This window comes from Edaphobacter sp. (assembly GCF_028283685.1).
Lineage (GTDB): Bacteria > Acidobacteriota > Terriglobia > Terriglobales > Acidobacteriaceae > Edaphobacter.
Genome location: NZ_JAPWKF010000002.1, coordinates 97,722 through 111,905, shown reverse-complemented (window position 1 = coordinate 111,905; position 14,184 = coordinate 97,722). Strand labels below are relative to the sequence as shown.

At 57.6% G+C, this 14,184-nt stretch carries 11 protein-coding genes; 4 read left to right on the top strand and 7 right to left on the bottom strand.

What is annotated here, in order from left to right; all coding sequences use genetic code 11:
* Positions 1–169: 169 nt before the first annotated feature.
* Complete coding sequence (locus PW789_RS04345; protein ID WP_299371959.1) at positions 170–1,837, bottom strand: acido-empty-quinoprotein group A; 1,668 nt, start codon at positions 1,835–1,837, stop codon at positions 170–172.
* Positions 1,834–2,697, bottom strand: coding sequence for a c-type cytochrome (locus PW789_RS04340; protein ID WP_299371956.1), 864 nt, complete (start codon positions 2,695–2,697; stop codon positions 1,834–1,836). The genes PW789_RS04345 and PW789_RS04340 overlap by 4 nt, the downstream gene beginning before the upstream one ends.
* 416 nt (positions 2,698–3,113) lie before the next feature.
* Between PW789_RS04340 and PW789_RS04335 the strand changes: the two genes are divergently transcribed.
* Positions 3,114–4,070, top strand: a complete 957-nt coding sequence (locus tag PW789_RS04335; protein WP_299371953.1) for a LysR family transcriptional regulator — start codon at positions 3,114–3,116, stop codon at positions 4,068–4,070.
* On the opposite strand, the gene PW789_RS04330 is transcribed toward PW789_RS04335, so the two are convergent.
* A complete protein-coding gene (locus tag PW789_RS04330) occupies positions 4,003–5,364 on the bottom strand; it encodes an MFS transporter (RefSeq protein ID WP_299371950.1) in 1,362 nt (453 codons plus the stop codon). The genes PW789_RS04335 and PW789_RS04330 overlap by 68 nt on opposite strands.
* Before the next feature lie 231 nt (positions 5,365–5,595).
* Here PW789_RS04330 and PW789_RS04325 point away from each other — a divergent pair, with 231 nt between their 5' ends.
* Genes PW789_RS04325 through PW789_RS04315 form a run of 3 tightly spaced genes read left to right on the top strand, consistent with a single transcriptional unit; the run spans position 5,596 to position 8,461 of the window.
* Positions 5,596–6,624 carry a cytochrome c peroxidase gene (locus tag PW789_RS04325; RefSeq protein ID WP_299371947.1) on the top strand — a complete coding sequence of 343 codons (1,029 nt, stop codon included), beginning with the start codon at positions 5,596–5,598 and terminating at the stop codon, positions 6,622–6,624.
* On the top strand, positions 6,621–7,400 hold the full coding sequence (locus tag PW789_RS04320) for a carboxypeptidase regulatory-like domain-containing protein (RefSeq protein WP_299371945.1): 780 nt from the start codon (positions 6,621–6,623) through the stop codon (positions 7,398–7,400). The genes PW789_RS04325 and PW789_RS04320 overlap by 4 nt, the downstream gene beginning before the upstream one ends.
* Positions 7,400–8,461: a beta-propeller fold lactonase family protein gene (locus PW789_RS04315; RefSeq protein WP_299371942.1), complete on the top strand. Its 1,062-nt coding sequence runs from the start codon at positions 7,400–7,402 to the stop codon at positions 8,459–8,461. The genes PW789_RS04320 and PW789_RS04315 overlap by 1 nt, the downstream gene beginning before the upstream one ends.
* A 255-nt stretch (positions 8,462–8,716) precedes the next feature.
* On the opposite strand, the gene PW789_RS04310 is transcribed toward PW789_RS04315, so the two are convergent.
* From PW789_RS04310 to PW789_RS04295, 4 genes are read right to left on the bottom strand one after another with little or no spacing between them, the layout of a single operon-like run.
* On the bottom strand, positions 8,717–10,165 hold the full coding sequence (locus PW789_RS04310) for an ATP-binding protein (RefSeq protein ID WP_299371940.1): 1,449 nt from the start codon (positions 10,163–10,165) through the stop codon (positions 8,717–8,719).
* Positions 10,155–11,558 (bottom strand): sigma-54 dependent transcriptional regulator, encoded by a 1,404-nt coding sequence (locus tag PW789_RS04305; protein ID WP_299371937.1) that lies wholly within the window; start codon positions 11,556–11,558, stop codon positions 10,155–10,157. The genes PW789_RS04310 and PW789_RS04305 overlap by 11 nt, the downstream gene beginning before the upstream one ends.
* 13 nt (positions 11,559–11,571) lie before the next feature.
* On the bottom strand, positions 11,572–13,473 hold the full coding sequence (locus PW789_RS04300; RefSeq protein ID WP_299371934.1) for a TolC family protein: 1,902 nt from the start codon (positions 13,471–13,473) through the stop codon (positions 11,572–11,574).
* Entirely contained in the window at positions 13,473–14,060 is a 588-nt protein-coding gene (locus PW789_RS04295; protein WP_299371931.1) for an ABC transporter ATP-binding protein, read from the bottom strand. Before PW789_RS04295 ends, PW789_RS04300 begins: the two co-directional genes overlap by 1 nt.
* Positions 14,061–14,184 lie beyond the last annotated feature (124 nt).

Here is a 14,184-nt window from a genome sequence, read left to right as displayed (position 1 = left end):
GACAAGAACGAATCGCGACAGATGAATAGCCGCGAAGAACAGCTCCTTCTATCGGGGGTTCGAAAAGAAATTGACCCCACTTTACAGGATTGCTCTTCAAACCGAACAGATGTTTATTCGATAACCGAAGAAATTATGCGTGGCCTTTCTGGGCGTCCTTGTTCCAACACTAGTGGAGGATGAACGACCAGAGCGTGCCACCCGAAGCGCAGATGACGTACTGGTGGCCATCCATGGAGAACGTCTGCGGCGCATTTGAAATCGTGCCAATGCGGGTGTTCCAGAGAGTCTTGCCATCCGCCGCATCATAGGCGACGAGACTGCCTGCCCCATCACCGGTGAAGACGAGACCGCCAGCCGTTGCCAGCAGGCCTCCGCCGCCAACGCTATTGGAATAAAAGCGATGACGCCACCGAGAAGCACCGGTCCGGTAGTCGATTGCGGTCAGGTAGCTGCTAACGGCTCCAACCGATAACTCTTCTTTACCACCCAACCCCATGGAGCCACGCGGATCGGTATCGGTGAGATAGACCACGGAGAAGTTATTGAGCTCGTAGGTGTAAAGCAACCCTGTTACCGGCGAGTAGGCTACCGGCTCCCAGTTGATCGTTCCGCCGGAGTTCGGAGAGGCGAGCGAGCCGGCCACGGTTGCGTCCTTGTTGGGATCACGCTTCGGGCCTCCGGCAGGCGTGAGTCCCTTGGCCCAGTTGGTCGTCTCCCCGTACTTACTCGTCACCAGATGCTCGCCGGTGACACGGTCCAGCGTGAAGTAATAACCGTTACGCGCCGTGGTGGCCACCATCTTGCGCATCTTGCCCTTGAACATGCCGTCGAACAGCACAGGAGTCTGCGCCGAGTCGTAATCGTGCATGTCATGCGGCGAGGTCTGGAAGTACCACTTCATCTTGCCGGTATCGACGTCGACCGCAATCAGCGAGCAGGTAAAGAGATTGTCGAGATCTCCGCGCAGGCCGGTGGTATAGGCAGGAGTCGGATTACCTGTGCCAAAGATATAAAGATTCGTCTCGGGATCGAAGGCTCCGGTGATCCATGTCTGGCCGCCACCGTGGCGCGCCGCATCGATGTTCTTCCAGGTGTCGGCCCCGGGATCGCCCTTCTTCATGGGAACCGTATAGAACTTCCACTGCAGATCGCCTGTCTCCGGATCGAACGACTGGAGATATCCGGGCGAGTCAATGTCATTGCCCATGCCAACGAGGACATGATTGCCAATCACGAGGGGGGCAGGCGTAGCAAAATATCCTTCCTCCATATTGGCAATCACCTTATGCCAGCGTTCCTTGCCAGTCTTGGCGTCGAGCGAGACAAGATAATCGTCGGGTGTCTCCATGTAGAGATAGCCGTGCCACATGCCGAATCCACGATTGCCGATGTGCGTGCCGCCCTTGGTCTTCCAGTAGTAGTGCCATAGGAGATGTCCGTCACGGGCGTCGATCGCCCAGGCATTGTCAGGCATCGTGACATACAGTGTGCCGTCAACCGCAAGGATCGTCCCCTTGATGGTGCCTGAATGGATGTTGATATTGTCCGGGCCTTCTCCACCCACGATCTGGGGAACCTGCGACGCGCGCCCCGGAGAGTTGTCTAAGCCGGGAGTCAGCTGCGAGTACCACGCGAGCGAAAGATTCTTGACCGTCTGACGATTCACCTGCGTAAGCGCGCTGTATCGCTTTCCGGTGTAGTCGCCGTTGTAAGTCGGCCAATCCTTTGAGAGAGGCTTCAGCAGATCCTGCGGCGAAACACCTCCTCCCTGCGCAAACAAGGCGAGTGGGGAGAGGAACAGGGACACGGATAAGAGCGCAGAGAGACGGTTCACTTCAAGGTCACCAGATAGGCTGTCACATCGTGGATATCGGAGTCGACATAGTGTGGAAGCATGTCGCGATGGGCCTGCAGCGGGTCGTGAACAACAACGTGCGGAATCGCCCCCCGACGTGCAATGGTCCGTTCTGAACCATCCGACAACTTCACTGTCACGAGAAAGTCATCGATACGCACCAGCCCACCTGCGACCTTTTCCCCGGACGGAAGGGTGATCTCTACTGTCGGCAGGCTGGAAGGCTGTGCATGGGCACTGCCGCCTGCGAGCCACCGGGCCTGCAACTGCCTGGCGTCGGGATACTTTGTGGCAAGCCCCTTGAGATCGCTTGATACCGAATGGCAGGAGGCGCAGTGCTTGGCGAAATACGCCTGTCCACGCGAAGCATCGCCAACGATAATATCGAGCACTTGCTCTTCACCCGGCGGGCGCCCCTGGCTGCCGATGCTGCCGATGACGGAACGAATATACGCCGCAACTGCTCCCGCATCTTCGTTGTTCAGGCCGATATTAGGCATCCCCTGGGCCATGCGCGCGCCTTGAATAATCGGGATGATCTGCTCACCGTGCAGATCGGTGAGTGCCGCCTCCGAGCGCAAAAGGTTGGGGCCACCCATATCGCCTCCGCGAAGATCGGCGCCATGGCATGCCTGACAGTTGATCGCGAAGAGCGCTTTGCCGTGAACGACTGCCGCGGGGTCTTCCGGGGCGCGCGCCGGGCCTTGGTTGAAGGCAGAGCGCGGCTGCTGCGGTGCGCCAGCAGCAGAGACTGTGGTCCCGCCATTCAGCCCGAAAAAGATGATCCCCCAGACAACAAGAGAAGCTGATGTCGCGACGACAGGATAGCAACGACGCATGAAACCTCAACGCAAGTGTGGTGACATGCCGTGCTGCACCAACTGGCACAACAAGCGCCAGCACGGCGTGCGATCTAACAGTTTGTGACAGAACGCTCAGGAGTAGACAGATTCCCCTTGAGCTTAGGTGCATTTGTAACATGCAGCCTGCTGGCATGTACAGATTGCGCGACCGCACAAGACCGTCCAGGCGGTATGACAAAGCTACCGCTGCACACGGTAAGACGGCGCAAAGATGATCACTTTATAGGTAATCTTACCTACAGTGGGATTGCGGCGTGCAGAAGTACTCCTGCAAAGACAGGTCGTCCTTGACGACACTGCAATGTTTTGCGAAGGTCGAACCATACTCATTGTTGTTCCGCGCCAAAGCATCTTGCATCGAAGCAGCTCCTTTTTACTCTTCGAGGTGAACGATGAACTTTCGTATAAGGCAGTTGGAATACTTCCTGGTCCTCGCAGAGAAACTGAACTTCGGCAAGTCTGCTGAGGCGCTTGGTATCGCCCAGCCCACGCTGTCCTTCCAGATCAAGTCGCTGGAAAAGTCTCTTGGCGTAATGCTCTTCCATCGCACGCAACGGCGAGTGAGCCTTACTCCTGTGGGAGCGCGGCTCCGCGATCACGCCACCATCGTCCTTGAAAATATCCAGCAGGTGATGGATGCAGTCGATGGTCGAAGGAGCGATCGTCTTACGATCTCCTGCGGACCGGTTGGTCAGTTCACCGTGCTGCCTGACGTGCTTCGCAAACTCCGCACTCGGCATCCCGAACTGCAGCTGACCATGTTGACGCTGACACCGGAACAGATGAAGCAAGCCGCCTGCGACGGCACGGTCGACGTCTTGCTGATGACACCGGACTGGCAGCTGCCGGGCATGGAGTTTGAGATGCTCCGCGCAGAGAAGCTCACCGCGGTACTCCCTGAAGACCATCCTGCGGTGAACCGCGGCTGGATCAGTCTGGAGGAGTTTTCGCAACGCCCCGTGATGGTGGTCGCCGAAAAAGACTGCCACAAGCATCGTCACTTTATCACTGATCTGCTGGAACGGCATCATCTGACGGCAGAGCTGGTCGAGTTTCCCTCGGGCGGTTCGCTGCAATTTGCCATGGTCGCTGCAGGCCGCGGTGTCGCCATGGCAGCTGGTTCCATGGCCCAGGTCCATTTCCCCGGCGTGCGCCTGGTGCCTTTTGATCGCCCGGTTCACAACATGGGCCTTGGCATCATGTGGCAGTCACGAACAAACTCTCGCGCTGTCGGAATCTTCTGCGACGTCGTACGCGAGGTACTCAATCATCAAAACGAGGCTATAGTGCCGTATGCCCATGCCCTGGCTGGAGGACAGGGTTTGACGTCGAGCGTGTCCGTCTCCTGAGAACAACGGTTGGCTGCTGCCGTTCCCCTCCTGGTGCAGGAAAGAAGAACAGCGAGACGAAGCTCACGACACAGGCCCCCAGCAGATAGAACGCCGGAGAATGCGGGTTCCCCGTGTACTGCACAAGGCCGGAGAAGATCGCAGGCGCGAATCCACCAAACGCCAGCACTGCCAAGTTATAACTGGCTGACACCCCGGCACCCCGAACCTGTGTTGGAAACAGCGAAGCGATCAGGAAGCACTGTGGTGCACTGTAAGCAGCCTGGAAGACGGTCAGCGCGCTGCAACCGATCAGAAGCCGGGAGACGGTGGCGTGAGTTGTCACCATAGCGATCGCCGGCCACACCGCCAGAGTCAGCAACACGAGTGAAACCATCATGATCCGGCGGCAGTTTTCCGGTGTGGTGAAGCTTGCGACCCATGGAATCATCAGCATGTTGATGAAGGATGTGATGTACATCAGCACATAAGGGGACCATGCCGGCAACCCAAGCTGGCTGCCGACAAACGCAGGAAGATAGACGCGAAAGTAGATATTCGCCGTCAGTGCAGCGATGGATGCCCCGGCAATCAGGATGGACTTGCGGTAGTTCATCAGTAGATGGAAGGTGGAGACTCGCGCCGGACCATTTGCAAGAAACTCTCGGCTCTCCCCAAGATGCTTACGAATGTAGAGCCCGACGGGGGCGAGCAGCAACGGCACCGCAAGCAGGGCGCGCCAGCCCCAGACAGCGCGATGGTGCGGCGAAAGATCTGCATAGATCAGGCCTGTCGTCGCCGCAATCACTCCGCCCAGCCCCTGAGACGCTAGCTGAAGGCTGGCGAACAACGGTTTGCGATCCTTGGGACCTTGCTCCATCAAATACGCCGTCGCATTCCCCAGCTCTCCTCCAACGGCAAATCCCTGAAGAATGCGTGCAACAAGAATCAGGAGCGGTCCGCCGATACCCAGCGTGGCATACGTCGGCGCAAAGGCGACAATGGCAGTCCCGACGAGGCTGATCTGCAGGGTACGCAGCAATGCGGCGCGTCTTCCTCGCTGATCGGCGTACGCGCCCAGGACGTAGCCACCGATCGGCCGGGCAAGATAGGAGACCCCAAACATGCCAAAGGTCAGCAGCAGAGAGAGGCTGGCCTTACCCGTCGGGAAGAAGAGAGGAGATAATGTCATCGCCGCAAAGGCATAAACCGTCACGCTATAAAACTCGAGAGCGTTACCGATACATGCGGCCACAAGAACGCGCAGAGGGACAGATGATACGGACTCCTCTGCCAGCAGGGGACGTTCAGTCATCACAGCCTCCGGGAAACGGGGGGAGTTTTATGGGGAATTGATCTTGATTTCGGTCAGTATATCAACCGTCTCTCGATTGAGCACGGCATTGTCAGGGGATCATTGCATTCCGTACCATAGTTGCTCATGCGGCCTTCCCTCGACGCTGAGGCTCTGAACACCACGGCTCGTGCAGCAAAATCTGTCAGCCACAGAACGATCACGCGGCGATCTCTTGCTGCATGTTCGGTGATGGTCTTGCTCTTTACCGCCGGATGTCGCGCGAAGGTCTCCGAGTCTCCCATCGGGCCATCGGTACAGCTGCATGCTCCCCTCGGTCTGCCTCCTGTTCCTATCCCGCCGGATAATCCTCCGACTGAGGCAACGATCGCTCTCGGCAAAAGGCTCTTCTACGACATCCGCCTGTCGAAGGACAACACTCTCGCATGCGCAACATGCCATGATCCCGAGCACGATTTCTCCGACCCGCATCCCATCTCGCTCGGCGTGGGCGGTGCAAAGGGCATTCGCAACGCTCCCACACTGATCAATGTCGCCTACCAGTCATCTCAGTTTTGGGATGGCCGAGCTACTAGTCTTGAGATCCAGGCAGCAAGCCCGATCGCCGATCCTCTGGAGATGAACCAGACGCACAAGGTCTCCGTCTCGAAGCTCGCGAAAGATCCCGTCTATCGCAAGATGTTTACCGATGCCTTCGGCAGCAAGGATGTCACTCTGGGACGAGTCGAGAGGTCGTTGGCGAGCTTCGAACGCACGATCCTCAGCGGAGACTCTGCCTTCGACCGCTTTCAATACGGAGGCCAGCCCACGGCACTGACACCGGCGCAGGCACGCGGTCTTGCCCTCTTCATCAATCCGATCAAGGGAAACTGCGCGGCCTGCCACACCATCACACCACAATATGCTCTGTTTACCGACGGTAAGTTCCATAACATCGGGATCGGGGTCAACGATGATGGCACACTTAAAGACGCAGGGCGCTACCACGAGACGACCGTCAAGTCCGACACCGGCGCCTTCAAGACACCCACGCTGCGGAACATCGCCAACACCGCACCCTATATGCACGATGGCAGTCTGCAGACGCTGGAGCAGGTTGTCTCTTTTTATGCCGGCCAGGGCAACTCCAATCCGTACATCGATCGCGAGATCAAAACAATCCACCTGGACGGGCAGGAGCGCAGCGACCTTGTGGAGTTTCTCAAATCGTTGACCGGAAAGCTGCCTCCTAACCTGGAAGAGGAGAAATCTCACCCATGACACGCTTCTACTCCCGCCTCTGGCTTTGTCTACCGTTTGCTCTCGTAATAACCGGTTGTAAATCCAGTCCTCCGCCCCCTACAGCGGCTCCGGCGAAGCCTGCGGTCTCCTATTTCAAGGTTGATCCTGCGACTGCTGGATCGGTCAGCGGGAAGATCACCTTCAGCGGGCGGCCTCCGGCACGAAAGGTCATCGATATGAGCGAAGACCCTGCTTGTGTTGCCGCGCATAAGGGCAAGGCGATGGAAGAGTCGATCATCGTCGGCAACAAATCTGGCCTTGAAAACGTCTTCGTCTATATAAAGAGTGGACTTGAGGGAAAGAACTTCGAAACGCCGACCGCCACAGTTGTCATCAACCAGGGAGGCTGCCAGTTTCACCCTCACATCATCGGCGTTCAGGTTGACCAGCCCGTGGAGATCACAAACAGCGATCCGGTCACCCACAACATCCATCCCATGGCGGAGATCAACAGGGAATGGAACCATAGCCAGGGTCCTGGAGATCCACCGATGCATCGCAAGTTCGTGAAGCAGGAGATTATGATCCCAGTGAAGTGCAATATCCATAGCTGGATGCACGCTTACATCGGGGTGCTCAATCATCCTTACTTCACTGTATCGAAGGAGGATGGCAGCTTTACCATCGCCAACCTTCCCCCCGGCACATACACTCTCGCTACCTGGCAGGAAAAACTTGGGACCCAGGAACAACAGGTGACCGTTGCCCCTGGCGGACAAGCCGTCATTAACTTCACCTATAAAGGAAGATCGTAATGCGCATTGCTTCTTGGTCCTTCTTACTGCTCGCTTCCATCGCGATCACAGGATGCAAATCGGCTCCCGCACCACACGCGGAAGACACATCCCACGTCGCGTCCGGTGCACCAAAGATTTACGTCACCAACGAGGTCTCCGGCGATCTTTCAGTAATCGATAGCGGCAACTGGAATGTGCTAGCGACAGTTCCCCTGGGTAAACGTCCACGCGGCATTCATGCCAGCCCTGATCACAAGACGCTGTACGTCGCTTTGAGCGGTACACCCATCGCCGGCCCGGATGTGGATGAGAGCACGCTTCCTCCGCCGGACAAGAGCGCGGACGGCATCGGCGTCTTCGATGTTGCACAAAATAAACTAGTCAAGACGATTCCCGGTGGCTCCGATCCGGAGAACTTCGATATCAGCCTCGACGGCAAGCAGCTTTACATCTCGAACGAGGACATCTCGGCAGTCAGCATCCTCGACGTGGCCTCCGGCAAGATTGTCAAGAGTCTGAAGCTCGGCGCTCAGCCTGAAGGCGTGAAGGTGACACCAGACGGGAAACAGGTCTACGTCACCTCGGAAGAGACCAGCGAGGTCGCAGTCCTCGATCCTGCCGCGGAAAAGATCGTTGCGACCATCAAGGTCGGCCACCGGCCACGCAACGTTGCCTTTACCCCCGACGGCAAGCTTGCCTACGTTAATGCCGAAAACGACGGAACCGTTGTCGTGATCGACACGCAGAAGCATAAGGTGATTCGGACGATCAAGATCGGCCAGCCCGGCATCATTAAGCCGATGTTCGTGTTGCTCTCCCCAGACGCGAGCCGTCTTTACGTCAGCACCGGCCGCGGGCATAAGGTCTTCATCGTCGATACGTCGAATGACACAATCCTGAACTCCGTCGAGGTGGGCCAGCGTCCGTGGGGAATCACCCTCTCCCCGGACGGCAAGACGCTCTACTCCGCGAACGGCCCGTCGAACGACATCACGGCCGTTGCTTTGCCCGCTGCAACCGTGGTGAAGAAGGTGTCAGCTGGAAAAGGGCCTTGGGGTATCGTCGTCCTCGGGCAATAGCTTTAAAGAAAGCTAGATGGGCTCGCTGGTGTGGAAGTACATTTGTAGGCGTCGATCCAGTTCGCTGCGATCTCATGCTGCGCATCAGCAAGCTCGATCTTTCGTTCACAGACCATCCGGTATAGATGGCGTTCCAGTTCAAGACCTTCCTCGCTTAAGGAGCCCTCTTCACCTTATACGGTGGACGACGCCAGTGCCTCGTTTTGCTGTGCCGTCTTCAGCGTCGACTGGGTCGGGTAGAGGCCACATATCGACTCATCTGGGGACAGAGCTTTCAAATAGCTTCCTGGGCTGATTCAACGACGCTCCGTCCATCGCTCGCGGGAGTCGAAGTTCTGCTATGCATCCTGTCGACTTGTCTGTGCGATTGTACAATCGCAGCATACCGCCGTGCGCCTCCGCGATCTGCTGCGCCAGCACAAGTCCGATGCCCGTCCCATTGGGCTTGGTCGTATAAAACGGCACGAAGAGATTGCTCTGATTCGTTAGCCCTGGGCCGTTGTCGGCGATCACAATCACCACGTCATTCTCCGTGGTGAACCATTCAATTTCGACGCAGGCCTGTTGCGCATGCTCTTCCTCCGGCCCTCGCGCCGCCTCCGTCGCATTGCGCACCAGGTTGATCAGTGCCTGCTGCAGCTGGTCACCGTCCGCCAGCATCGTGATGCCTTGTCCTTCTTTGACCTCCACACGCAGCCTGGTCTCCAGTTTTGCGACCCTTTCGATCAACTCCTTTACCACCACAGGCGCAGTCTTCGGTGCAGGCAGTCCCATCAGCTGGCGATAGGCCTGAAGAAATCGGTTCAGCGATTCGGACCTGTCTTCGATCACCTCGAGACCACGAACAAAATCCTCCCGCTGCTCCTCCGCCACAGTTCGCTCCAATTGCACGCGCAGACTCTCTGCGATCGACTTAATCGGCGTTAGCGAGTTGTTGATCTCGTGCCCCAGAACACGGATCAAACGCTTCCACGCCATGCGCTCTTCTTCACGCAGTGCCGTGCTCACATCTGCCAGTACCAGCAGGGTGTGCGGGATGCCGCGCAGGCGAAAACCTGCCCGCTTGATCATCCATCGACTGGCCTGACCGTTCTCCAGAGGCAACAAATCGTCATCGGAGGCCTCGGATAGACGTTCGAGACCAAGCTCCTTCGCGGTACGCCCCAGCGCAACACTGGCCTTGAGCGAGAAGGTTCTCTCGGCAGCGGCGTTTAGTAGTTTGAGCCTTCCCGCCAGGTCAAATGCCATTACGGGAGAATGCATGGAGTCCACGACACGCTCCACCAGAGCTATCGCCTCCAGCGCCCCGGCACGCTGCGTCTGCAGCAGATTTGCCAGAGCGTTGATCTCCAGCGCAAGATCCCCAATCGCATCGTTGCGCTTGGCGCCCCGCGCTCGGAACGAGTAATCGTCTTCGCGCAGTGCAGCGACGACATTGGCCAGCGTCTGTAACGGCCGTGTGATCTGCTCCAGCATCACAGAAACCAGGAACATCCACACAAACGCATAAAGTACGAGCAGAATGATTGCGATGGCACGGTCGACGCTGTAGGCGGAGAGCAGGCTCCAGCTCAACAGCAAGCCGGGGAGCCCTATCAGGTAAAACCACAGGCGGAGACGCCGTTCAAAGCTCAGCTTCTTGCCGGACCGATGCAGAGGGAGCTGCTTGAGCGGAGGCGCGACGGACTGTTGGTCAGAGGCCATACTTTTCGATGCGGCGATACAGCGCTCCTCTGCTTAGTCCGAGCGCCTCCGCAGCATGGCTTACATTACCATTCGCGCGCGCCAGCGCCTTACGAATCAGCAGAGCCTCCACGGTCTCAAGACTCATCTCGTCGAGACTGTTCGTGTTACTGGTTCGCTGTACCTGCAACCCCAGATCCGACACCTCGATGCGGGTATTGCGCGCCATCAACACGCCGCGCTCAATCGTATGGTCCAACTCTCGCACATTGCCGGGCCAGCCATAATGCAGCATCTGCTGCAAAGCAGCAGGTTCGAAACCTTCCATCTGGCGGCGATACCGCGTGGCATATCGCGATAAAAAATGCGCCGCGAGAGCCGGGAGATCCTCCCTCCGCTCGCGCAGCGGAGGGAGGGCGATCTCGACCGTGTTCAGGCGGAAGAGCAGATCTTCGCGAAAGCGTCCGGCTCCACACTCTACCCGCAGATCGGCGTTCGTCGCAGAGAGCATGCGAACATTGACCCGCTGCGTCTTTGAAGAACCTACGCGCTCCATCTCCCCTGTCTCCAGCACGCGAAGCAACTTGGCCTGCTGACGCACCGGAATGTTCGCGATCTCATCCAGAAAGAGCGTACCCCCGCTCGCCAGTTCAAAGCGTCCGATACGGTCAGCACGCGCGTCGGTAAAGGCTCCTTTGACATGGCCAAAGAGCTCGCTCTCAAAAGTTCCCTCGGGCAAAGCACCCGTGTTCACCGCCACCAGCGTACGATCTGCGCGCGATGAAAGACGATGCAGCGTTTGCGCGACAACCTCTTTGCCCGTGCCATGCTCGCCCGTGATCAGCACATTGGCATCGGAAGGCCCAATCCTCGCCATCGTCTCAACCACTGGCCGCATGGCGGGGGCCGATGCAATAAAGTCCGGGGCTCCGGCTGCTCGCAGAATCCTGTTCTCCGCCTCAAGCCACTGCGTGCGACGCTGGCTGCGATAAAGCTCCATCTGCGTTCGCAACACGTTCAGCAGACGAGCATTCTCCCATGGCTTCTGAATGAAATCGCTCGCGCCTCGTCGCATCGCCTCCACAGCAAGGTCGATATTTCCCCACGCCGTCATGACGACAATAGGCAGATGCGGCTCCAACTCCTTCATGCGGGCCACCAGTTCCAGGCCCTCCTGGCCCGACGTGGTATCACGCGTGTAGTTGAGATCGATCAGTGCACCATCGAAACTTTCGCGCGTGAGGGCTTCGAGCGCCAATGCCGGCGTTCGGACCAGCTCCATCTCGTAGCCCTCGGGCTTCAGCAGCAGGCGAACCGCCTCGAGGATATGCGGCTGGTCATCGGCGACTAGCAGTCTGCACGGCATCTCGTTCTTTGCCTGCCGTGCGTCTTTCGTTATGGTCTGCGTCGCCATCCGTCCTCTTTCGTTACATGCCGCCTGGGGCGACGCCTGCTCTGGCTGATTCTATCGAAATCTTATTCGCATCGAGTGTCGTCCCAATGGAGCGATCCAGCTCGATCTTCGCCTTCTGGAACGCAGTCATCGCCGCAACCAGTGCAGACTCGGCGGCGGAAAGATCGCGCCGTGCCGTCAGCGTCTGCAGGTTCGAACCCGCCCCCAACTCCTGCTCTTTCTTCGTAATATCGAAGGTCTTCTGCGAAAGCTCACGCGCCTTGCGTGCCGCCTCAACACGTGCTCGGCTCTGCTCCAGCGCATACTGCGCGTTGCGAACTTCGATGCGAATCTGCTTCTTCAGCTGCTGCATACGCAGTTCTGCCTGCCTGGTCTCAAGCTCCGAACGATACTGATCCGACTTGGCCACGCGGTTGCGAATGGGGACATTCACTGAAAGACCAACATAGTAGTCCGGAGCGGTATTATTGAGCGCATTCTTCACCGCTCCGCCCCAGTTCACCGGTGAAGTCGAAGAGATTTCTGCCGACGGATTAGGCGGTCCCGCAAGACCCGACCCGCCGTAATACGCCGTCAAGGCCACCGAGGGAAGCAGGGCGTTGCGCGCTGCACTTCTGCTGATACGACGGTTTTCAAGATCGATATCCGACTCACTAAGCTCAATGCGGTCGCGCAATGCAAGCGCAATGCTGTCCTCGGTCGAAGTCGAAGAGGTCGGGGCGTCCTGGCTGGTGTCGACCGCAATGGAATCGGTAGGCTTCACCGGCATCGCCTCCAGAGTTGGATCGTCGAGATTCTTTGTTAATGCATTCTTGATCAGCAGGTCCTGAAACTGCAGCGTCGCTTTGGCAATGGTCAAATCCTGCTCACGATTCGCAACCTCGGCCTCGTCCTTCATGACGTCCATCGCTGGAATCGCCTGCAGCGCAAGCTGCTTCTGCCCGCTGTCGAGCGTCTGCTTGGCGAAGTCCAGCGCGCGGCTCTTTACCTGCTCATCTTCATACGCCGCAACCAGATCCCAGTACATGTTGGCGATCTGCGTAATCGTTGTGATGACCTGCAGCCTGAAGGCCTGGTCAGAGATCTTCTGATTATTCTTCGCGATACGGAGATAGCGCAGATTCGGTCCAAAACCAAACCCCGCAAGCAGCTGTTGCTGAAGTGCGACCTGGTAATAAGTATTCAGCGTTGGATTGAGATAGCTATATGGGCTGTTTGTCGCCACACGATTGTTCTGAAACTCAGCCGATATGGATGTTCCAGTCGGAAATGCTTGCGAGTAGGCAATATTTCCTGTCGTCGTGTTCTGCTGCAACGTCTGTACGCCATAGATAGCGATACTCGATAAGGGAACGGTGTAATGCTCAATATTGAACTTGCCCGTAAGGACCGGATCATAGGACGAGACAGTAGTTCCTGTGCCCAATGTCGACTGTACAAGACCCGAAGCACCCGATCCGGCACCGCCAGCGCCGCCCGAAGTTCCACCAGCGCCTGCACCGCTGGCTGCTGAACCAAAGCCGCCGGCACCACCTCCTGGTGTGTTCTGCACGACACCGGTATTCACACCTCGGAACGAGGCACCAGCACGTGTGCGCAGAATATCGGCCTCGGCAATAGGGATGTTGTAACGTGCAATCGCAAGGTCGAGATTATTCTCAAGCGCGAGCGCAATAGCGTCCTTCAGGCTCAGCTCCAGCTCGCCATCACGGATCATCGTATCGATGCGCGGCGTATTCGCCAGGTTTGGCTTTGGAACCGTCGTCGCGCGATAGGTATTAAACGGATTGTCCGAATGCGGAATATCAAGCCGCAGCACAGGGTCAGCCGGCACATTGTCAGCAGAAGAGCTCTGGGCCCACGTCGCCGCGGAGATCGAAATAAGGAATGCCACAACTCCAAGACGGCAGATCATCACAGCTGCACCTCCTCGGAGGCGGCCTGCGCCTCGCCTGCAGTGTCCGAGTAGACCCAACCATCACGCAGCTCAATGGTGCGCGTACCGTACTCTGCGTTGGCTTCGGAGTGCGTCACCTGCACGATCATCGTGCCCTGCTCATTCAGCTGTCGAAACATCTCCATGATCTCTTTCGCCTGCTTGGACTGCAGGTTTCCTGTGGGTTCATCAGCTAGTAGCAGGGCGGGCTTGTGAATCATCGCTCGCGCAATTCCCACCAGCTGCTGCTGTCCGCCCGACAGCTGGTGCGGATACAGGTCTTTCTTCCCGACAATGTTGAAACGATCGAGCGTATCGGCCACCATGCCCTGCCGTTCGGAGCGTGGAATATCCTTGTACGACAACGGAAGATCGATGTTCTCCGCCACCGTCAGATCGTCCAGTAGGTGGTAGCTCTGAAACACCATGCCGATGCGCTGACGGGCCAATTCAGCACGCTGCTTGCGGTTCATCGCATGCACCGGTGAGCCCTCAAAATAAAACTCGCCCCGCCATTGATCGTCGAGCATGCCCAGCACATTCAACAGACGACGATTTGCCCGCACCTGAAGGCCCCATGATGGTGACAAACTCCCACGGCTGAAACGTCAGCGCGACGCGACGTAATACCCATGTCTCGCTATGCCCCGCTTTGTAACTGCGCTCGATATTCTTCAACTCAATCACGTT